We start from the raw sequence: 22,565 nt of genomic DNA on the forward strand, positions 1-22,565 counted from the left end.
TTAGTTATCTATTCAATAATATTATAAAAAAGCCGAATTAAATAATATCAGTGGTTTATTGTATCACAATATTTACATCCAGTCCGGCTTCATTTGTGGTTGTGGGAGGTATTCTTGCTGCACCTTCGGGCTCAACCGTAGATCTTTTGTAGTAAATCGATAATGAAACTTTCGAACTGATTGTGTATTTAATCCTTGGTTCAATTGTGGTTCTCGTTGTTCCATCCTGCGGGATACCATCTTCAGTAAAATTATTCATTTCATATCTGACAACCGAATTTTTCGTACTTGTATAGGAAATTAAAAATTCAACATCATTTTTCAATGAAACTCCAAACAATGGGATTTCAAATCCGGATTTTGAAAAGCTTGCAGTAAACCCAATATCTCTCGATAGTGTTTCATTGATATTTGTAGTGCTTGCGCTGAGATCATAGGTTGTTCTCGAAGAAAATTTAACAGTGCCATTTAGGTTTCCGCCCCAAACCTGACCGAAAGTAATGTTTAAGCCAACGAAAGGTGTGAATCCATATTCAACACGCTGAGTTTGAATTTCCTGATTACCTTCGGCTGAAAGTTTCCAGCCTTCAGTGTAAGTGGAACTATAAGAATGTTCAAGAGAGATACGTTCAGCCAGAGATTTGAAGAATAGAATTTTTTCAAGACCATCCCAGGTTATTCTCCAGTTAGCCCTCGGGATGTATTCGTTAACATCACTAAACATCGGTAAATTGGAAAGTATCGGTAAAGTTTCAAACCCTTCAACAAATGCATCGGAAAGACTTTTGCGCGGATCAGCAGAATTTGGATTATACAATGCAAAAACTTTTTTAATTCCTGATTCAACTAAAGGTAAGCTTGGCGGCAGTGAAAGAAATGATCTTGTTAAACTTCCGGTTGCAGTTGTATTGGTAATTGTTATGTTGCCAAGCCCATCAGCATTAAGTGATACATTTTTATTTTCAGACCAGTTGACGTTCCAGTTTATATCAATCTTTGCTCCTTCCCACAACGGTCTTGCAGTTTTAAAGTCAATACTGTTCTTTTCAGTGAATATATCACTAAGATTAGTGTTAGCATTTGGTACAAATGAACGCGGTCCGACATCGCTGCTCAATCCAAGCTGGAAAGCACGTGAAGGTCCATTATCATCGCTTTGTGTAATTCCCCAAAAATTGTAAAAGCCGGTACCGGTACCTTTAATTCCTGATTTGGATACGCTGTAATCGTGACCGTAATTAAATGTAAAGTTTTCCCAATCGAAGAAGACGTATTTAATAGCTGAAACTAAAAATTGAAATGCTCTGCCGATTGAAGATGGTTTATCAGAGATAACAACTTTTGAAGTATCATCTGTCACGACAGGATTAGTACCAGTTTTAGTTTCGGTTTTTTCTTTTGAATCCTCACTGCCGAATAATGGTTCAGTAAGAGATTTCCAGCGCAGAACCATTCCTGCTGTAAATTTTTGAGTATTACCTGCACTTCGTCCGATATCTTCCTGACGTAGATCATAATCCCATCTGTATCCAACGGAATATCCTGCATTTAATGTGAAGAACCTATTTATATCCCAAAGTGAAGGAAGTTTTGGAGATGTTCTTAAATCAAAAGATTGCTGATAACGATAATCCTGTCCGAATCCAGCTCCATTTATAATATCATTCCAAATATCACCTTCAGTTCTCTCTGCACCCGTTGAGTCAAGAAGTAAATTGGCAAGTGTAGAATTCATGTTAACGTTGTAGTTTAGATTTAAATTTAACAGTCCACCTTCAGTCAGTTTCCAGTTAAAATTGAAACCTCTTCCGGTAGTAAAATCCTGCGATACAATCGCATCGGTTGGAACTCCGGGTCTTGGTCTGGTTTGATTACTGTTCCTGTTACGGTTAGCCGTAAAGTTTGCACTGAAATTCTGAGGCGCAAAATAAATTTTCAAATCTTTATAATCTTTAAATAGTGAGAACACAATTCCAACAACCGGCAGATCAGATAATTTGATATAAAGATCAGGGCTGAAATTAAAAGCATAATTAGTAGATGCATTCCATAACCAGCTTGTTGATTCAAGTACGGTTGGACTTCGGTTAAACCTGTTACTATAATTGAAGCCAAAACTTAATGAGTTCCATGTGTCTCTTATGTACCATAAGTCTGTTGGGATTTTTAATTTGATGTTTGAAGATGAAATAGAATTCGTGACAGAGAGCGTTTGAGTTTCAATGTAAAGCTGTTCCGGTGTTTTTTTATTACCGAGAGAATCAGGTTCAACATTTACCAATTGATCGGCAGCTTCATCTACTTTTACATCAGTGCCCGGAATGTATAATGGTTTTCCAAGAGATTCTGTGTGTGAGTAATTAACTTTAAGATTACTTTCTCTCATATTAAAAGGAAAAATTTTCAGAACGTCGAGATCAGTAGATACAGACCAGTTTTGATTTTCCACTCTCGAACCGAACCTCTCGGACAATCTATGAAAATATGGGTCGTTATGACTTGCATTAAAATTAACCGTCATCAAATCTGCCAGCTTCAGTGAAGTACTAAAAGTAAACGCTGATCCCGGAGTGTCGTCTGCACCAACAACTCTTATTTCATTTATCCATACCTCACCGGATAATGGTCCTGGATTAAATGTCGGATCATTCAGATTTAAAACACCGACAGATAAAAATTTAATTGCTGTTAAAGTTGGATTACCTTTCAGAATGTAATAATGTCCTGGTGACCCCGGAACGGGAACACTAATTCTACCTGTAGAATCTACAACTGCGGCAGCAACTTTAATTGCAGTAAGGTCCGCGAAATTTATTGAAACGCTTGTCCAGCCAGAATCTACCGGTTGACGATATTCGTAGTAATTTGCCGTATCGGTACCGAATCTGAAAAATGCTTCTGCTGAATATTTGCCCGTGAGAGGATCATTGTATGAAAGACCGCCAACTTTTTTATCGAGGTCACCATGAATATATAATTTCATTTCTTTGTAACTAAAAACGTCCAGAGGTCTGAAAAGATATTTAACTGCCTCACGTGATTCACCCTCGGGTAAATCAGTATAAACTAAACTGAGCGCTTGTTCATTATTATAAATTTCTTCATCAGGTCTGGTTCTGTCTCTTTCTCTGAATACTCCCGGAGGACTTGTGTATCTCTGGTTTTCCTCATAGCTAACCGTTGAAACAGCCAATACGGAATCATTGACAACTAATTTCTGCCATTGATTTCCCACAAGGTTAAACTCTGTTATCCTCACCCACACTAAAGAGTCAACGCCTTGAACAAACATTCTTATAGTTTCAACATTTGAAAAACTTGGGCTGCCTTGAACAGATGAAGTATCCTTCAAAGGTATTCTGTATAAAAACCAGTTAGAAGAAGTCCAACCTCCTCCGGCAATAAATGGATTTGAAGCAGTATCGATTGTCAAGGGTACAGTATAGCGATAATAATTATTTGCCAGATCGACAGAACCATTACGGTTCAAATCTTCTGTATCGGGTAATAATCCAACGTCTGTAAGTACAGCATTTCCTTCCGTGCCATTGATATTGAAATAATCAAAGATAGATAATATTTCTCCGGAAAATGTAAAATCATCGCCGCTCGGATCTGATTTTGTGCTCGAATGTGTAACTCTTTCCTGTGCATCAAATTCTCCATCTAAACCTGTATCTTCTCCCTCATCAATAGCATCATTAAAATTTTTATCTTCAGAATCAAGTCTGTTATTCGGAATTACATCTTCACTAATCACACCAAGGTCAATATTCAAAGAAGCACCAGCGGGTGCATTTTTAATCTGCATCCAGAATTCAAGAAACTCAATATTTTGTTCAACCAGATTGTTTGCAGTTGACGAAAGCAGCCGCTGCATTCCGCCCCAGTTATTTTGTTTCTGAACAAGATCAGGATTCCAGTTATAAGTTCCGGGTGTATCCGGAAGAAAAACATAATCAAGTACGGTTATCTGCTGATCAGAACGCGCAACTTGCTTTCTGCCGCCATAAATACTATCTACCACAACATCTGAAGGAGTAACAGTAAACCAAATGCTTTTTGCTTTAAAATCCATTCTTTCTAACCGGGATAATCCTCCAATAATGTTCAGTCCTTCGGGAACACTCAAGTCCTTCCATCCTGTATAATTAACACCGATTGGTACAACTCTTTTCGCACCTTCAAAATCATCAACATAAGCAATGCTCTTACCGGCATCAGCAGGTATTGTACTTTTCTTAGTATTTGGATCAGGAGACATATGAGCGAATTCACCATTAAAGGTAAAAGTTGACATATCTTTTGTTGAAATCAAAAAATCAAGTGCATTAGTTATAAATGGAAGGTCAGCGCTTGTTTTGAAATCGAGCCCATAGATAGTATTACTGAGTGGTTCTTCACCTATTCTTACTTTGTCGCTCAATGTTTCCTGGTTCAGATTCATCACAGTAAAACCAAGTTGAGTTTTATCAGAAAAATCGTAAATACCTCTTGCACCGAGAAGAGTTTTTGATGCGAGCTGAAACAGATCATTCTGTTCATACGTTATTTTCAGATCTGCACCGGGAACAAGTGCAGCTTCATTTCGAATTGTTAACTGACCAATATTATAATCAACTGTATAGTCAGTTCCTTCTTTCAATTCTCTTCCATTCAGCCGGACTTTTACAGAATTTTCTACAATGTTAAATCCAAGCTGATAGGTTGCTGAACTTGTGCCGGTATTTTTACCGTTGAATATCCATTTATCCGGTCCTTTATCCTGCCGTGCATAAGTTTTTGTTGTGTCATAAATTGATTGATAAACTTTATCTTCAAGACCAGCCGGAATATCTTTGCCAAACGGTTCAAGAGTTGGGAAAATAACTTCTCCGGTTTCAGGGAAAATCGTTAAACCAGGGCGCCAGTCAAATATGTTATCGGGAACAGGGCTTCCACCTGATCCCTGCTGATCAAATCCGAATGCCTGAATTAATCTTACATTATTTCCATTAGTAGTTTGAAGTTCCTCTGAAGGTTCCTGACCAACAATCTCATATTTAATTTTAAACTCGAATCCTTCCTGCTTAATGTTTCTTGCACCGGTTGGATAAATATTTTTTAATCTCAGACTCCAGGCTTCCCGATAAGATGGCTGAAGGTTTCTTGGCTTTACAAGTTTAAGAACAATCAGAGTATCAGTTTGTGTAATCGTATTTAAAAATTGTCCGTACGTATTAACATTGTTTGGACCTTGTTTAAAAGCAACTGCGATAATATCCTGTTCGTTCAAAGCAGTCTTAAAAGATAAATACCCCGTTTCCGGATGTAATATATAATCAGTTCCTTCCTCAAGTTTTAAAAACCTTCCGGTTTCCTGCTGCCCGGCAATCGGATTTTCAAGCGGCTGTTTGTATGAAGGCGGATATGTTCCTCCAACATCATTTAATGTTGGTAAATCAATAAAACAGTTTGCATATCTTATTTTTGATTGATCCGCTACAACCTGATTGATAGATTTCCAGACTTCAATTTCATTGACGTTATATTCAGGATTGTATTGAGAAGGAATGTTGGCATAATAATTTTCGAATATTTTTAGATTCCGGTCAGAATAAACTTTATCAATAAAATAGTGATTCTCAGAATAATCATACGCTCTGACGGAATATTCCTGTGAGGTTGAACCGCCGGAAACTGCAACTTCTTTTGTTTCACCTTTCTTCTGGCTTGCGAGAGTTGTTAGTTTGAAAGGACCCATTTGAAATAAAGCTTTCACACCGAAGAGTGCTTCGGCACCACCAATCAAAGAAGGAGTTTGCATTGAAACGTTTCCGGCTTCAATACTCTGGATAATTTCATCCTCGTATCCAGTGTATTTTATTTTTAGCTGATTCTCATACTCAAATGTTCTTTCAGTATTCCAGTCAGCATTAATATTCAGTTTATCACCAATCGTTCCGCTAACATTTATTTGCACCTGCTGCTTAAAATCAGGTTCATTTCTTGTATTACCAAGCCGGTTTGCAGTTACACCTTCAGTAGTTTCGTTTCTCCACGCACCATGAATTTGAACGGAGCCGCCAATTTTTAAACTGATTTTTGGTTCTCCAAAAATGCTGAGTACTCCTACACTTGGTAATGGAATTTCAAAATCAGTAAAACTTGTAATCAATTCACCAAGCCCGACGGTCCCACTTTTTAATTCATAGGCATAAGCAAGTTTTTCCCAGTCCTCTCTTTCCTTTAAACCAAGTTTCAAATTAATATAATCTTCAAGAGGCATTCTGAGTACAAGCTTAGGCTCGTGCGTTCCTATCTTCTCACGAACTTCAACATATTGTCCTGTTGAATCAATCTTTACAGATCGCTGTTTTAAATTTGTGGTAGGCTGTGCAAAAAATTTTGACTGCTTCTTCTCTCCTGCTTCAATATAGGGTTTTTCTTCGCGCTGAAATCTGAATTGTTCAAGTCTGGCAGTAGAGTCTAAAGTTCTCCAATCAATTTTTACCGTATCAACTTTTAGTGAATCTTCTTTTGCAAGCAGGGAATCAGGTAAAACTTCTGTGGAATCTTTTAGCATTTCTTTCGGATCGAGTTCTATTTTTTCTTCACCGGTTTTTTGTTCTCCGGAATCTGAATCTGGTATTTCAAAATCGAATTCCATTCCATCCGGATTCTCAGGAGGAAGTAAATAATCCATCAGGTTTAATGATGAAGTCTGATTATCAGGCTGTAGTGAATTGAAGGTTGGTTCTGTTAAGTGTTCCTGCTGAAGAGTTTGATTGTATTCAGCCTGCACGGATTTAAAAATAGCATTGAACCACAATGGATGATTCAGATTGGGCTTTTGCGGCGATTGGAATCCAAGATTGATTCCTGCGAAGAAAATCGCAAGTGCAAACAGACAAATGCGAAGAATCTCTTTAGCCAGATTTAGGATCCTGTGTTTAATGAACTTTCCCTTAAGGATATATCCGAATTTAATTAGTAACCAATTGTAGAAATTATTCTATAAGATATCCTTTTGTTACTTCGCAGTGGTTCTTTTAAAAACAAGTTTTTTCTAACGCAAAATTTACGTGAAACAAACTAATTTGCAATGAAAATATATATCCTATATATGTTTAATATTGGTCAGAATTTGAGTATCAAACTTGTGTATGCAGTCTTTAACGATTTAAGTCAATCCGGGTTGGTGAACGTGCGTATGAGCTTTTCATGCTTTGGAAATTTTTCGGTTAAAAGTTTTCTGCTTCCAATCTGAAAATCATCAAATTCAAATCCCGGTGAAACAGTGCATCCAAAAAGTGCAAATGATTTTTTGTCTTCAAGCTCAGCCGCAAACCAGTTTTGTTTTTCTAATGCAACTTGAAGCTCACAATCTTTGTTCTTTCCCAATCTTTTAATATCGAGCTCTCCCTTCTGATTAATTATATAAATGATTACAGTACATCCATCATAAAAATGCCAGAGCTCATCGGATTGAAGAAGATGAAATGCGGAGAATTGTTTTCCATCAAGCAGAAAATAAATTGAAGTCGAAAAGTTTCTTGATGATTTATATCTTGCCGGCAGATGCTCAGGTAAAATTATTTCACCGGAACGATATACTTCTTTATAATAACCGCCTTCAGGATGTTTTTTTAGATGAAGCTGCTCTATATACTGTTTTGCTTTTAAGTGCATCGGAATTATTTCAGCAGCACCATCTTCCTGGTTTCAATAAATGATCCTGCTTTTCCGTCTTTGCTTTGCAAAGACGAGACAAGCAACTGATAAAAATAAACTCCGCTTGATAATTGGATAGCATTTCCGCCGAAGACGGATCCGCCTTTGGCGGAAAATTCAACTTCATAATTACCTGCGGGTTTTTCTTCGTTGACTAAAACTGCAACTTCTTTTCCTAAAATGTCAAAAACTTTTAGTGTTACAAAACCGGTTACAGGTAACTGATAACTGATTACTGTACTTGGGTTGAATGGGTTTGGATAATTCTGAAAGAGGATAAAATCTTGCAGTGATAGGATTTGATCTTCACGGATTCTACTCGGTAACTCAGTAAAATTACTTTCATAAAAGCGTGATGCAGCCGAAGAGTATTGTTTTAGTTTTGTTACCGATTCTAATGCTGAACTTCCACGACCAACAATATATGTTACCCAGATATCAATATCTTCATTGACGTTAAGAGTAAAAGGACCGGTACTTGTCAGAATTCTCTGATCATCTGGTGAAGTATTTATCCAGCCATTATTAGTTACCGGATCACCTGAGAATAAAAATTTGGGATTGACCTGATTACAAGGGATACCAAAAACCTGACCGTACTGATAGGAACAGGGATCAATTATTTCGCCAAATCTGTTTTTTCCTAACAAAAAGTTTCTTGCTTCAAGATGGTCGTTAGGATCTCCCATTAACGCAACGCCATTTAAAAAATGTACAAAAGCTGAAATATTATTATTCTTTGCACCGGGATAATACTTCGTTCCAAGAATATCGCCTCTGTTTACTATTGCTGTATCTAGCGGCGTATCAATACCATCATCATAAACACCGTTTCCGTTTATGTCAATAAAAGTTTCACCTGGGATGTAAACAACGGGACCAGCAAGTAATTTAGTACCAAATGCAGGCGGGTTGTTACCATAAGCTGCATCTTCACCATCATTATAGGAGTATCCGAGATTTGTATTTAAATCGCTTGCAGAAAGATCATCTATAGGAGCAGACGATTCAAATCCAATATCAGGGTCATCCCAAATACCAAAGATTACTGAATCAAATTGCGTAGAAACAGTTCCTGAATTTTTTATCCTGTAACGAATGAAAATCATATTATCAACAGCGTTCGTTTCATCACCGATTGCAAACAATGTTTGGTGGATTTCTATTCCCATCGGACTCACCATGTTCCATCTTCTTTGAATTGCTGGTAAACCATCGTTGTAAACACACCAGGCTGTTACGTCTCCAAGAATATCCGGGCGGTCTTCATCCCAATCCCAAAGACCATTTCCATTCAGATCAACTGGATTATAACTACCATTTTCGTCACCATCATAATAATCCGCTCCCTGGTGAACAGCATAGGCATAATTTAACCAGGATTGACTGAAGGGCGGGTCTGATGCCTTGATAACATAAATTGAATTTCTGGGATCCGTAGGAGGAATACCTACGTGACCGGGCAAATAATCTTCAACAAGACCAGAAGAGAGAACACCGTTTGTCCACAATTGGTTCTGGTTGTAGCCACTTAACATAAAACCACCAGAAAAAAGAACTGATGATTCTTCAAATTGTAAACCATATATACTATCGACTATAACATCTGCAAGAATTCCCTTTCGAGTAAATGTCAGTTTAAGTTTATTAATATCGACAAGATATTTATCATTGATTGTGAAATTAGGAAGAGTACTACCAACAAATCCAGCAGAATTATTATCAACATCTGTTAAAATAAAATCGTAGTTCAAAATTTCTCCGGTTAAGCCGTCCTCCAGTATATATCCGAATATATTGTCACCGGAAAGTGAATCACCATGCATGCCATCATCGTACATATTAATTAATTCGGAAATTCCATTAATGGTGAATTGTTTTTTCGCACTACTTAACAAGTTTTCGTCATCTGCAAATATTCTGAAAGTGATTTGCTCAATGGCTCCAGGATATTCAGGTATTATTGATTGCGCATAGAGAAATGGTGGTGTTGAAACATCAATACTAATACCTGGAATGCCAAAATAAATTTGGTAGTAGGGTCGCTCTATTTCATAATTTCTAGTTGAGGCAAAAGAAACAATCGGTGCCCCATCCCAGGATGATAAACTGAGTAAGTTATCCTCACCTGAATAATTAGTAAATTTTTCTGGCTGCGACCAGCTTAATCCTTCATCGGCACTTGTTGAGTAATAAATTTCACTTTGAAAATAATTTTGGAAAACTGAAGGATCATTTCTGTAATAAAGCAGCCAGAGCTTGTTTGTGTTATCCTTAATTATTCTCGGCTTGAATTTATCGTAATCATCACTAATTAGAATTTGCTCATCAGACCAATTTGAACCTCCGTCTGAGCTTGTACGATATACAATATTTTTTACTTCAGTTTCTGTCGTTTCATAAACCAGTAATTCCCTGTCTGGTCCGGCACTGATAATATAGCCATTGCTTCCCGTTGAATCAATAATCTGATTGCTGTTCCAATAAATACCATCATTTGAACGAATATAAAATATTCCTTGATGAGGAGCGTTTGACTGCGAAAAACTAAAAACAAACATCACAGAACCATCAGATAGTTTTGACATACTTGTAAATCCAACATATCTTCTTAAAAAAGAAGGGTTAATTGTTGGTAGATCAGAATAACCTAACCAATTTTCCCCGTTATCATCGGAATACATATATCTATATCTGTTAATACCGTTGTCAACTGATTTAAAAGTCAGCAATATTCTACCTGAGTTTAGAATTACTGCGTTTATATCCACAGGATCTAACACTCCAAATTCAATAATCGGATTTGTATATGACCAAGTAATACCACTATCGGTACTTCTTGCAGAATTTAAAGTCCCTAGAAATGTCGAAGATCTTGAAAACCAAATCATTAACAAACTATTATCCGGTAATCCAAGTAAAAATGATTCCTTATTTGAAGTCTCAATATTTTGATTTTGATAATGTACTGGATTAGGTATTTGTGAGTTTGAAAGATTTGAAAAGAAAAAAATCGAAAGTAGCAAAATAATGTATTTCATAAAATTTCTCCCTTATTTTATAATTCTTATGAAAAGTATAGGAATTAAATCAATTTATGTCTATCCAAAATTTCGTATCCAAAATCATCAGTATTATCCTTTATCGAAGCAGCACCATCTTCCTGGTTTCAATAAATGATCCTGCTTTTCCGTCTTTGCTTTGCAAAGACGAGACAAGCAATTGATAAAAATAAATTCCACTTGGTAGATTCCAGACGTTGCCGGAATGACTCGCTGCGTTGAATTCAACTTCATATTCACCCGCAGGTTTTTCTTCATTTACAAGCGTTGAAATTTCATTTCCCAGAACATCATAAACTTTTAATGTCACATCACTGGCTACTGGTAACCGATAACTGATTACTGTACTTGGGTTGAATGGGTTTGGATAATTCTGTGATACATAAAATTCCAATGGTTGTGAGTTTTCAGCAATATCTGTTACTGAATTCTCAACTAAAAAATTATAAAATCCGTCAGGAGCTACTAATGGTTTGGTAATCGTTTTACCCATATCCGAAGTTGCAGATATGTAGTAAAATATTTCAGTACTGTCAGGTTGTGAAGGAATGTAGCCAACAGCAGTATCACCAGAATTAAAAAACATTGGTGAAGAAATGAAACCTTGCGATGTATCTGATGTCCAGAATATTGCTGCTTCGGTAATTCCGGATTTGGATTTTATTACTGCAGCAACCGGAATGGAATCCGCAGTTTCAATTACTTCTTCCATTTTCGGATGTGATATCCAGATTGGATTAAATGTACCAACCTCTTTTACAATACAATGAATTGCACCAAGTGAAGGAATAATTGAATTACTATTAATTCCTACAATATTATAACCAGGCATCGCTTCCCGATAAATTCTGAATGCAGTTGTGTCGAACTGATATTCGTATGTTGGGATTATTACGGTTTTATTAATTATCATCGAATTAGTATAAGTTCGATAATCACCTGACGGAGGATATTGCCCGCCTTCCGGTGGCATTGGAATTCTTACAATTTTATACGGTCTCCCGAAACAAGTTTGAAAATTATTCAAGATATACTGGAGATTAGCTTCTATTTGCGGTCCATCAGCTACACCTAAAGGATATTGACCGACTAAAATCGTTTCTTCATCTAAAAGTTTCATGTGCATGTCAATGTGATGAATACCATCATAAGGTAAGTTTTCCATTTTTATGTAACGATCAATTCCCAGAAACTTGTTCATTATCTCATTTATTTGTTCTTCTGATTTTGTGGGATTTTCATTTAAAATTAATTTTGATGAGAAAGCAGTTCCATGTCCATCAATCATCAGGTTGCCACCTGCATGAGTAAGATTATATGGTGAAGTTGTTGTCTGATAAATTGGTGAATTAATATAGTTAGCAAAGAAAACCGGAGTTACATCATCTAATGGTCGCGGTCGGTTATAAATCCAATCAATAATATTCAGAGTATCAATATCGTTTGTATATGCTGTCCATGGTCCGTAGTCTCTAACCCAAATTGAATTATAAGAAGTTATTAGATATTTAATGTTGTGTAGTGGTACTCCTCCAGCCAGCAAATATGTTTTTACTGAGTTTGAATCGCTGCAGATTATGAATACAAAACCTTCTTCCTGTGCATAATCTACAATCTGACGCAAGATACTCTGGAATGAAGCCCATGTAATTATAATTCCCTGAAGTTCTTCCCATTCTGCCATTCCACGTACAGGTGAAGGAGGTGGATCAGAAAAAAGCGGGTTAACCGGATAATTATATTTTTGCCAGAGTATTGATTCTTCTGAAGTCATCCAGTGAGGTAAGTCTTGAGTATAAAAATTCTGAGAAGATATTATTAGAAATATTGCTGCGAAAGTTAGTTTCATTTTATTCGCTTCTTTAAATTACAGTAATAGATAATAATTCTTAATATGAATGAATTACGTATCGAAATATAAAAATTCTGTGTACGAAATTGGAATCAGAATAATAGAAATATAATCAATATTTTGATTTGAGGATTAAATTGAAAAAATATCTGTTTATTCCATTATTAACGTTTCACTTATTTATCAATGTAGAATCAATTATGCCGCAGACAACAGTAGAAACAGTAACAATAATTAAACAACATAATTCTAACGCACAACTTATTGTTGAAACTGCGCTGAAGGATCGAAAGGGTTATAAATATCTTCGCGAACTTTGTGAATTAGGACCAAGACTGAGCGGCTCAGAAAATTCTTTAATTGCAATCAATTGGGCGTATGACAAAATGAAATCGCTTGGATTCGATAAAGTTTGGTTGCAGCCTGTTATGGTTCCTCATTGGGAACGAGGTAATATTCAAAACTGTACAATTCTGGATCAAAATAAAGAACTCGAATTACTTGCTTTGGGTGGAAGCGTTGCAACTCCGGTTGATGGAATAACCGCTGGTGTAATTGAGTTAAAATCTTTTGGTGAACTTGTTCAGCGAAAAGCGGAAGTAAATGGAAAAATTGTTTTCTTCAGTCGCGCTCTTGATGAAAGCAAGATAAATACTTTTGCAGGTTATGGTGGCGCAGTTGATCAAAGAGTTAAAGGTGCTATTGAAGCTTCAAAATACGGAGCTGTTGCAGTTCTGATCAGATCAATAACTACCAAGCATGACAACGTTCCTCATACGGGTGTGATGGATTACAATGATTCAATCCCAAAAATTCCTGCTGCTGCATTGGGTTATCTTGATGCAGATTTTTTAAGCGATGAATTAAATAAAAATCCCGGCTTAAAAATAAATCTCAAGCTGGATTGCAAAACTTTACCTGATGTGGAATCATTTAATGTGATCGGAGAAATTAAGGGAACTGAATTGCCTGATGAAATTGTTTTAGTTGGTGGTCATTTTGATAGCTGGGATGTTGGATGTGGTGCTCACGATAATGGTGCAGGATGTATTCAAACTTTGGAAGCACTCGATCTGATCAATCGGCTTGGTATAAAAACAAAGCGGACAATCAGATGTGTTTTATTTATCAATGAAGAGAATGGAACCCGCGGTGCGATTGAATATGCAAATTTTGCCGATACTTCTTCTGATCTTCATCTGGCAGTTCTTGAATCAGACCGTGGTGCATTTACTCCTATAGGATTTTATGTTGAGACTGATTCAACTGAAATCATCAACAGATTCCAGACCTGGATTCCCGTTTTAGAAAAAGCCAACATTGAATGGATACGAAAAGGCGGAAGTGGTGTTGATGTTCAGAAAATAAAAAATGCAAAACTGCACCTTGGTTACGTTCCGGATGATCAGCGATATATGGATTATCATCACTCAGCTAACGATGTTTTTGATGCCGTTCATCCGCGTGAGTTTGAACTTGGCGCTGCTGCAATTGCGATAATGGCTTACTTACTTAGTGAAGAAGGATTGGAATAATATGCTGAATTTATTTCAGTATCTAATTACTAAATGCATAATATTCTGAAACAAGTTCAGGAGATAAGATCAGCTGCAATTCTCCCGCTTTTAACTGCGCTTTCAATAGTTGATGGCAGACCTGTATCAACCCAATCACCGGCTAATATTAAATTTTTAATTGTATTTTTTTGTGAGGGTCTGTCAGCTATCACATCAATTGATGGAATAAATGTCGCACGTTTTTCTTTTATGATTTTATACCTGGTGATTGATTCCTGGTTCAGATTAAAAAATTTTTTCATTTCATTTTTTACTATCTCAAATAATTCGTCATCCTGTTTATTAACAAGCTCATCTGCATCACTGATAACAATGTTTAAATGACTTCCTTTGTTGAATATCCAATGCAACGGTGAATTGATAAATCCAAAAAATCCTTCGGGAAGATTATTGCTGTCCAGCCAAAGATGAATGTTAAGAATGGAAGAATATTTAAAATCAGGAATCTGGCTTATGTCTTCAATTCCAATAGTTCTTGCAAGTGAAAAAGGAGGGATAGCTGAGACAACAAAATCAAAATCTGAATAATTATTTTTTATTGATTCCAATCCGATGACTTTATTTTCAGAGATAATTATCTTTTCAACTGCTTCCGATGTTTTTATAACTCCCCCATTTTTATGAATAAACTCTTCAGCATTATTGCAATAAGATTCACTCAAACCATACTTCGGTAATATAATAGTTGCTGATTTATTCCCTCGTAAAAATATTTGTTTGAGAACGTCAACAAAAATTTTTGCAGATGCTTTCTCAATACTTGTATTCAATGCACCCACAGCGAGTATTTTCCAGAATGAATCTTGAATATTATTTGACTGACGTTCTGACTCAAGCCATTCGCGAATAGTTATTGTGCTGAATTTATCCGATGATAAGAACGGAAGTTTTAGAAATAATTTTAATAAACTGATTCTTTCATTTATACTCAAAGCTTTGTAATTCAATAAACCGAGCATCAAATTAAAAGGATAAAAATTTGAAATACTTTTTATTTCAGATAGTTCAAATCCTTCCTTCACAAATTTCACTTCCAGTTTTTTTTGAAAGTAAAAATTATCGGTCGCACCTATAAGTGAAAGAAAATTGAGTGTTTCATTATAACAGCCCATCAAAATGTGCTGACCATTATCAATTATGGAATTTGTTTCTTTATCTTTGAAAGAATATGCTCTGCCGCCTAATTTTGGTGAAGCTTCAAGAAGTGTAACTCTGAAATTATTATTTGAGAGATATGCTGCTGCGGAAAGCCCTGCAAAACCACCCCCGATCACGATAACTTTTTTCTGCATCAATCAGAATAATTTTAAATCAATAGACAAGACTATATTTTGCCCAGACTCCAAGTGATATTCCAACTTTTTTCACAGTAGAAATTTTTATTTCTTTATTATAAACATCGTAATCTGCCTCTGCAATTTTATTCAGCATCCTGTAATAAATATGCTGCATGGCTCTGGCTGCAAACATTGTTTTTTTGTCTTCACGATCGAGATAACTTGTGGCAACGTTAAAATAACCTCTTGCACGTTCAACCTGGAATTTCATCATCCGCTGAAAATCATCATTATAATTACAATTCAAAATATCTGATTCATGATAATTGAATTTCAGGAGATCCTCATTTGGAAGATATATCCTTCCTCTTTCGGCATCCTTTTTTACATCACGTAAAATATTTGTAAGCTGAAGTGCTATTCCCAGATTAACAGCAAAATCTTTTGCAGATGGATGACGATATCCAAATATTTCTATACACATTAATCCGACAGTTGATGCAACATTGTAGCAGTAATTTTGTAAATCATTAAATGTCAGATATCGTTTCTGCCGAAGATCCATTTCCATTCCTTTAAGCAGATCAAAAAATGGCTCAAGTGGGATTTTAAATTTCTGAATTGTTCTGGATAGTTTATTAATCAACTGATAATCGGAATGACCATTGAGAGATTTCTCCAGTTCAATTCTCCATTTACGGAGTTTTTCAAATTTAAGATTATCATCAACTGAACCTTCATCAACAATATCATCGGTTTCACGACAGAAAGCATAAACAGTATTCATTGCATCGCGCTTTTCAGCAGGTAAAAGATTAAATGCATAATAGAAACTGCTTTTACTTTTTTTTGCTATTTCTTTTGCGATATCGTTCATATTAAAAACGTTTTTAATAATAATTTCAGATAATCCGACTTCTTTAAAATTGGTCTTTTTGAAATTATATCAAAATCAGCGCCGCGGATTTTAGCAAGAATTTCTTCGCCGCCTTTTATTGTCCAGGCTATTTCATACCTAAATCTACCGGTAAGTAATTTTAGCAAAGCTTTGCCTTCATCAAACATCGTCTGTGTTCTGTTCACAGTGAATTCTATAAGCGACTTCAAGTTATCATTAATTTTTTTCATCTCAAACATTTTTTCATTGACATTAAATTTTAACATTTCATCAAGCGGATAGTAAATTCTACCCTTTTGAAAATCAGTCTTAGTATCCTGAATAAAATTAGTAATTTGAAGTGCTGTACAAATTCTATCCGAATAATATATCGCATCACTTTCAGTTATATTGAAAAGTTCCAATAATATCCTTCCAACAGGATTAGCAGAATTTGAACAGTAATTCAATACCTCATTAAAATTATTATACCGGCTTTTCGTCACATCTTGTTTGAATGCTTTTAAAAGATTAAAAAAATTATCTTGAGTTAATTTTCTTTCTATAATTGAATTTCGAAGTGCCAGTTCTAAATTATTACCAGAAGAATTTTTAAGTACAGAAATTAATCGGTTCTCAAAATCTGAAAGTTTCCGAAGTCGTTCTTGCGTTGTTAAATTTCCTTCATCAGCAATATCATCAGCAGATCTGGCAAACCAATAAATGATTGAAATATCTCTTCTGTATTCTTTAGGAATTAATAAAGAAATGACAGGAAAATTTTCGTAATGTTTCTTTGCAAGTCTGATTGACTCTGAATAACCAGCAGCAATGGAGTCAGATAAATTTATAATAACCTCTAAAGAACTTTATATTCAAAAAAATTTGTTGCTTTAACCTAAGAAATATTTTCATTTAGCAAAAAAGGAGTTTATTTTTGAACAAGATGAATCGCCATTTATAGTAAAATGAGCATCAATTATTTATTTTTTGTCTGAATATTTTGATCCAATTTGTTTGGTAAGTGACAATTATTTTGGATTAAGTAAATATTGAATCTTAATGTTAAGGAATAGTGTTCAATAAAAATGGAGCCTTAATGGATGATTTCGAAAAGAAAATAGAAAACGACGTTGTTGTAGAAGTTGTGAATCTGACACGTGCAACGTTGAAGGAAGCTATTGAATTTAAAAAAATTCTGGATGACAATTTAGAGAAAAAATTCAGAAAGCTGGTGGTAGATATCAGTCAATGTGAATTCCTGGATTCCACTTTCCTGGGAACGCTTGTTTATGCTAAAAGATCTGCAATTAAGATTGGCGGCGATTTGAAAATTGTCGAGCCACCATCAGTATTTAAAGCATTAAGAGAAAAAACTTCAACTCTCCAGGTTTTTGATACTTATAAATCACTTGATGAAGCAATCAAAAGCTTTTAATTACCCGCAAAAGTTAAAATAGAAAAAGTGAATTAAGAATGATGCCCGGAACAGGACTTTCCCGAAGGGATTCCTTCGGAAGAACCTGCAAGTTGCTAGTTGGGAAGAATTTTTTGTGCCCGAAGGGGGACTTGAACCCCCACCCACTTGCGTGGACTAGCTCCTGAAGCTAGCGTGTATACCAATTTCACCATCCGGGCAAAGGAATGTATAATTTATAATGGAGTCTGTAAAATAATTTGTGTAAATGGGAATTAGTATTAAAGAACATTTTTTAATCTCTGGTCAAAAATAATAGATAAATGAGATAAAGCAACAGCCCAGTTCTGCACGGGCATAACAGTCCACTTTTTTGATATATCTCTGTAAGCTAAGTAAAGCATTTTTTTCAGTGCTTCATCATTGGGAAAAATGCTTCTCTGTTTTGTTACCTTTCTAAACTGACGATGCACAGCTTCAACAGCATTGGTAGTGTAAATGATTCTTCTGATTTCATCCGGATACTTGAAAAACGTAGAAGCGTGAACCCAGTTCTGTCTCCAGGTTCTGATTGATAGAGAATATTTCTTGCCCCAGTTTTCTTCCAGATTGTCAAGAGCAATCAGAGCTGCTTCTTCTGTTGGTGCTGAGTAAACTAATCGAAGTTCCTTCCATAAATGATTTCTGATCTTTGCTTGCAATATATCTCAGAGTGTTTCTGATTAGGTGAATGATACAGAGCTGGATTTCTGTTCCCGGAAAAACTGTATTGATTGCTTCAGGAAAACCTTTCAGTCCATCAACACAAGCAATAAGGATATCCTGGAGACCACGATTCTTTAATTCAGTTAAAACACCAAGCCAGAAGTTTGAGCCTTCAGCTTCGCTTACCCATAAGCCCAGAAGATCCTTTTTACCCGTAATATCAAGCGCCAGACAAGTGTAAGCTGCTTTATTAGTTACCTTTCCTTCGCTGGTTACTTTGTAATGGATTGCATCGAAAAATACTATTGGGTAAACCGATTCAAGTGGACGGTTGTGCCATTCTTTGGCAAGGTCAATGATCTTATCGGTTATCTGTGAAACCAGCGATGCACTTATATCCAATCCATAGAACTCCTGAACGTGTGATTGTATATCTCTTGTGGTCATTCCCTTTGCATACATTGAGATAATTTTATCTTCAATCGGTCCCAGGGTTCGCTCATACTTTTTTACTACAATAGGATCAAATGAACCGTTGCGATCTCTGGGTACTGTTAGCTCAATTTCTCCGTTATCATTCTTCAGCGTCTTGTGGGTTTTACCGTTACGACTGTTACCTGTGTTTTTACCAGCAGGTGAGTATTTTTCATAACCCAGGTGTTCGGTAAGTTCAGCATCCAGCATTCCCTCTAAAGAGGCTTTGATGATCTTCTTGATGGCTCCTCCTTCTCCCATCAAGTCTTGATATGTTTTAGCTTTTTTAAGATCGGCTTTTAACTGCTCGATCATCTCTGGAGTAAGTTCCATTCTGTAAATCTCCTTCCTGACTACCAAAAGGTAGTTCGGATAATGGTTAAAAGTAATTAGTTTTTTGTGAAATGAAAACCCCGAAGGATTTTCGCCAAGCTAAGTGCTGCTTCGCTACGCTTCGCAGCACTTAGCTAATTTCTTACTTTAACCATTTACACAGAATTATTTACACTCCCTTATAATGTAAAATTATGAATTAAACCATTCAATTTTGAATTTTAGATTTTAAAGAAATAATTATACATTATACATCGTAAATTATAGATTGGACTCACCATCCGGGCAATTTGATTACATTTTTTTTAAGAACTCTTTTCCAACTCCTGACTTAAAATATTTTTCTCTTTTCCTCGCTTCTTCTCTCGTTGCCTGATCTTCTGTATATATTAATTCAAACGGTCTATATGCTCTTGTTGTTTTTTCGTATCCCCTATTATGTCTCTCAATTCTTTCCTCTATATTCGATGTCATACCTACATAGATATATTTTCTTATCTTACTTTTTATTGCATATACTTTATACATAAGCTAGCGTGCCTGCCTGTCGGCAGACAGGTATTCCAATTTCACCATCCGGGCTTTTTGATTATAATTTTTTTAAGAACTCTTTTCCAATTCCTGACTTAAAATATTTTTCTCTTTTTCTTGCCTCTTCTCTTGTCGCCTGATCTTCTGTATATATTAATTCAAACGGTCTATATGCTCTTGTTGTTTTTTCGTATCCCTTATTATGTCTCTCAATTCTTTCCTCTATATTCGATGTCATACCTACATAGATATATTTTCTTATCTTACTTTTTATTGCATATACTTTATACATAAGCTAGCGTGCCTGCCTGTCGGCAGACAGGTATTCCAATTTCACCATCCGGGCAAAGGAATGTATAATTTATAATGTAAAATTATGAATTAAACCATTCAATTTTGAATTTTAGATTTTAAAGAAATAATTATACATTATACATCGTAAATTATAGATTGGACTCACCATCCGGTTTCACCTGTTCGTTCTTCTTTTATAATCACATTTTTATCTGTGTGAATTTCGCAGGTCATAGGAACATTTTTGCTGTTTACAATATCGTAAACTAATTCAGGACAATATTGATTAGCCACTCTTGTATCACCAAGTTCCATTGTTTTCTTACAAAATGCAATTGTATCAATTCCTTCAACAGAATTAAAATAACCAACGGGTATTTTAATATCTTTGTAAGCAGCTTCCATAAACATTGCCCAAATAGGTAAAGCAGCTCTTGCACCCTGTCCGTACCAATCAGTAAACTTGACTCTGTGATCATCAAAACCAACCCAGCATCCTGCAACGAGTTCAGGAGTATAACCAACAAACCATGCATCTGAAAAATTTTGTGTAGTACCGGTTTTACCGGCTGCAGGATATTGATAGAATCTTCGTACTCCGGCTCCGGTACCGTATGAAACCACATCCGACATCATACTCTGCATGATTGATGCTGTCTGCGGAGAAATCGCCTGAACATATTCAGGAACAAATTGCTCGACTAAAATTCCATTTTTGTCTTCAACTTTTATGATTGAGATTGGTTGAACATGAATACCTTCATTAACAAATGTTCCAAATGCAGAAGTCATTTCCAGCGGAGTAACTTCAGAAGTCCCAAGCGCAATTGCAGGATAAGGATCAATTTTAGATTCTATTCCCATTCGTTTAGCAATTTGAACAACTTGTTTTGGTGGAGCTATATCGCTTATTGTCATTCTACCGGTTACTACATTGAGAGATAATGCTAGAGAATATCTCATTGTTTCGTACGCAGTATATTCGTTATCAGAATTTGACGGACTCCAGCCATTGTAATCAAATTTTTGATTAAGAATTGTATAAGCCGGGAAATATCCGTTCTCAATTGCTGTTGCATAAACCATCGGTTTAAATGAAGAACCTGGTTGTCTTTTTATTCCGGTAACATGATTTAGCCCTCTTCCGAAATCCTGGTTTGTTCCTCCAACCATTGCTTTTATCTGACCGGTAAATGGATCAATAACAACAAAACCAACTTCAATTTTAGTTGCGACAGATTTTACAGAATCAATAAAACCCTCATCCTTTTTTAATCTGTTATATATTGCTGCTTTGTCTTTCGATGTACCTGCATTTTTATATTCATTTGTTTTTTTAATTGCATTGTCAACAAGTTCAGATAACAAATCCTTATTTCGGTTCCAGTTCCAGTTTTTGTCAAATATCTTTTGATAGTCCTGAATATGTTTTGCAGCAACCTCGTTGGCAATTTTTTGCATCCGAGAATCAATTGAAGTGTAAATATTCAATCCATCTCTGTATAAATCGAAACCATGTTTATCTGCAATTTCCGACATCTGAATGCGAATGTATTCCAGGTAGTGAGGGGCGATCGTTCTCATAACACTGGGTTTTTCAGAGGCAAGTGTAATCGGTTCTTCCTTTAATTTATCGTATTCATTTTTATCAAGAAATCCCACCGAAACCATATTATACATTACAAGATTTCTTCTTTGTAAAGCATTATCATAACGATTGACAGGATCAAAATCTCTGGGTGATTTAAGCAATGCTACGAATAAAGCTGCTTCAGGTAATGTTAATTCACTTGCACTTTTACCAAAATAAACGCGACTTGCTGCCTCAATTCCGTACGCACTTCTTCCGAAATATGAAACATTCAGATACAGTTCTATTATTTCATTCTTAGTAAAATTTTTTTCAATCTGAACCGCAGTCAGCCATTCGCGGACTTTTCTTATTGCTTTATCGAATTGTGATTCATGGGTAACTTTAAGATCATACAGATTCCTTGCAAGCTGTTGAGTTATAGTACTCGCACCTTCCGCAAGTGAAAGTGAGAATATATTTTTTATCATTGCTTTGATGAATCTTGTAACATCTACTCCCCAATGGTCATAGAATTTTCTGTCTTCAGTAGCAACCAAGGCTTTTATCAAATAGTCCGGAAGTTTATTTATGTGAGTTTCAATACGATTCTCAATAAAAAACTGCCCCAACAGTTCACCATCGGCGGTGAACACTTTACTGGCGAGTTGTGGTTTTGGATTTTCGAGTTCTTCAAGCGATGGGAGACCGCTAAAAATAAAAGCAATAAGGCTCCCGAGAAGAACGAGAATAACAGCACCAGCTATTAGCCACGTTTTCTTTTTATTATTGGTTGATTTCATCTTCTTATTTCTATAAGCTGAATCGTTAAAATACTTTTCGAAATTTATCTCACCCATAACCCCAATCAATTAAAAATAAA

Annotated in this window: 12 protein-coding genes, 1 tRNA gene and 1 pseudogene; 2 read left to right on the top strand and 12 right to left on the bottom strand. The window is 35.7% G+C overall.

The features are described from left to right. Positions 1-55: 55 nt before the first annotated feature. The 4 genes from sprA to HND39_00270 form a co-directional block, all read right to left on the bottom strand. Positions 56-6,685: a cell surface protein SprA gene (sprA, locus tag HND39_00255; GenBank protein ID QKJ97815.1), complete on the bottom strand. Its 6,630-nt coding sequence runs from the start codon at positions 6,683-6,685 to the stop codon at positions 56-58. Positions 6,686-7,167: 482 nt separating this feature from the next. After that, the gene (locus tag HND39_00260; GenBank protein QKJ94827.1) at positions 7,168-7,671 is read right to left on the bottom strand and encodes a cupin domain-containing protein; all 504 of its coding nucleotides are present in this window, start codon (positions 7,669-7,671) and stop codon (positions 7,168-7,170) included. Between the two features lie 5 nt (positions 7,672-7,676). Continuing rightward, positions 7,677-10,754 (bottom strand): hypothetical protein, encoded by a 3,078-nt coding sequence (locus HND39_00265; protein QKJ94828.1) that lies wholly within the window; start codon positions 10,752-10,754, stop codon positions 7,677-7,679. Positions 10,755-10,854: 100 nt separating this feature from the next. Then, positions 10,855-12,624 (bottom strand): T9SS type A sorting domain-containing protein, encoded by a 1,770-nt coding sequence (locus HND39_00270; protein QKJ94829.1) that lies wholly within the window; start codon positions 12,622-12,624, stop codon positions 10,855-10,857. Between the two features lie 140 nt (positions 12,625-12,764). On the opposite strand from HND39_00270, the gene HND39_00275 reads away from it, so the two are divergent. After that, a complete protein-coding gene (locus tag HND39_00275; GenBank protein ID QKJ94830.1) occupies positions 12,765-14,162 on the top strand; it encodes a M20/M25/M40 family metallo-hydrolase in 1,398 nt (465 codons plus the stop codon). Positions 14,163-14,218: 56 nt separating this feature from the next. Here the strand turns inward: HND39_00275 and HND39_00280 are convergent, their stop codons facing one another. The 3 genes from HND39_00280 to hpnC are packed head-to-tail and all read right to left on the bottom strand — an operon-like array spanning position 14,219 to position 17,212. After that, positions 14,219-15,496, bottom strand: a complete 1,278-nt coding sequence (locus HND39_00280) for an NAD(P)-binding protein (GenBank protein QKJ94831.1) — start codon at positions 15,494-15,496, stop codon at positions 14,219-14,221. A gap of 19 nt (positions 15,497-15,515) precedes the next feature. Beyond that, positions 15,516-16,358, bottom strand: a complete 843-nt coding sequence (gene hpnD / locus HND39_00285; protein ID QKJ94832.1) for a presqualene diphosphate synthase HpnD — start codon at positions 16,356-16,358, stop codon at positions 15,516-15,518. Next, positions 16,355-17,212: a squalene synthase HpnC gene (hpnC, locus tag HND39_00290; GenBank protein ID QKJ97816.1), complete on the bottom strand. Its 858-nt coding sequence runs from the start codon at positions 17,210-17,212 to the stop codon at positions 16,355-16,357. The genes hpnD and hpnC overlap by 4 nt, the downstream gene beginning before the upstream one ends. A gap of 245 nt (positions 17,213-17,457) precedes the next feature. Between hpnC and HND39_00295 the strand changes: the two genes are divergently transcribed. Then, a complete protein-coding gene (locus tag HND39_00295; GenBank protein QKJ94833.1) occupies positions 17,458-17,796 on the top strand; it encodes an STAS domain-containing protein in 339 nt (112 codons plus the stop codon). A 116-nt stretch (positions 17,797-17,912) separates the two neighbouring features. Here the strand turns inward: HND39_00295 and HND39_00300 are convergent. From HND39_00300 to HND39_00320, 5 genes and pseudogenes are all read right to left on the bottom strand, one after another. Then, positions 17,913-17,996: transfer RNA gene (locus tag HND39_00300), tRNA-Leu, on the bottom strand. Positions 17,997-18,056: 60 nt separating this feature from the next. Then, positions 18,057-19,269: pseudogene (locus HND39_00305) on the bottom strand (IS256 family transposase). 312 nt (positions 19,270-19,581) lie between these two features. Beyond that, on the bottom strand, positions 19,582-19,815 hold the full coding sequence (locus HND39_00310) for a GIY-YIG nuclease family protein (protein QKJ94834.1): 234 nt from the start codon (positions 19,813-19,815) through the stop codon (positions 19,582-19,584). Positions 19,816-19,876: 61 nt separating this feature from the next. Then, positions 19,877-20,110, bottom strand: coding sequence for a GIY-YIG nuclease family protein (locus HND39_00315; GenBank protein ID QKJ94835.1), 234 nt, complete (start codon positions 20,108-20,110; stop codon positions 19,877-19,879). A 164-nt stretch (positions 20,111-20,274) separates the two neighbouring features. Beyond that, a complete protein-coding gene (locus HND39_00320) occupies positions 20,275-22,485 on the bottom strand; it encodes a PBP1A family penicillin-binding protein (protein QKJ97817.1) in 2,211 nt (736 codons plus the stop codon). Positions 22,486-22,565 lie beyond the last annotated feature (80 nt).

The sequence above is a fragment of the Ignavibacteriota bacterium genome (genome assembly GCA_013285405.1).
GTDB lineage: Bacteria > Bacteroidota > Ignavibacteria > Ignavibacteriales > Ignavibacteriaceae > IGN2.

Excerpts from the sequence above, each read along its gene's own strand:
- HND39_00320 (QKJ97817.1), bottom strand. The coding sequence starts at position 22,485 with ATGAAATCAACCAATAATAAAAAGAAAACGTGGCTAATAGCTGGTGCT.
- hpnD (QKJ94832.1), bottom strand. The coding sequence starts at position 16,358 with ATGAACGATATCGCAAAAGAAATAGCAAAAAAAAGTAAAAGCAGTTTC.
- sprA (QKJ97815.1), bottom strand. The coding sequence starts at position 6,685 with ATGGATTATTTACTTCCTCCTGAGAATCCGGATGGAATGGAATTCGAT.
- HND39_00270 (QKJ94829.1), bottom strand. The coding sequence starts at position 12,624 with ATGAAACTAACTTTCGCAGCAATATTTCTAATAATATCTTCTCAGAAT.
- HND39_00260 (QKJ94827.1), bottom strand. The coding sequence starts at position 7,671 with ATGCACTTAAAAGCAAAACAGTATATAGAGCAGCTTCATCTAAAAAAA.
- HND39_00315 (QKJ94835.1), bottom strand. The coding sequence starts at position 20,110 with ATGTATAAAGTATATGCAATAAAAAGTAAGATAAGAAAATATATCTAT.
- HND39_00280 (QKJ94831.1), bottom strand. The coding sequence starts at position 15,496 with ATGCAGAAAAAAGTTATCGTGATCGGGGGTGGTTTTGCAGGGCTTTCC.
- HND39_00310 (QKJ94834.1), bottom strand. The coding sequence starts at position 19,815 with ATGTATAAAGTATATGCAATAAAAAGTAAGATAAGAAAATATATCTAT.
- HND39_00295 (QKJ94833.1), top strand. The coding sequence starts at position 17,458 with ATGGATGATTTCGAAAAGAAAATAGAAAACGACGTTGTTGTAGAAGTT.
- HND39_00265 (QKJ94828.1), bottom strand. The coding sequence starts at position 10,754 with ATGAAATACATTATTTTGCTACTTTCGATTTTTTTCTTTTCAAATCTT.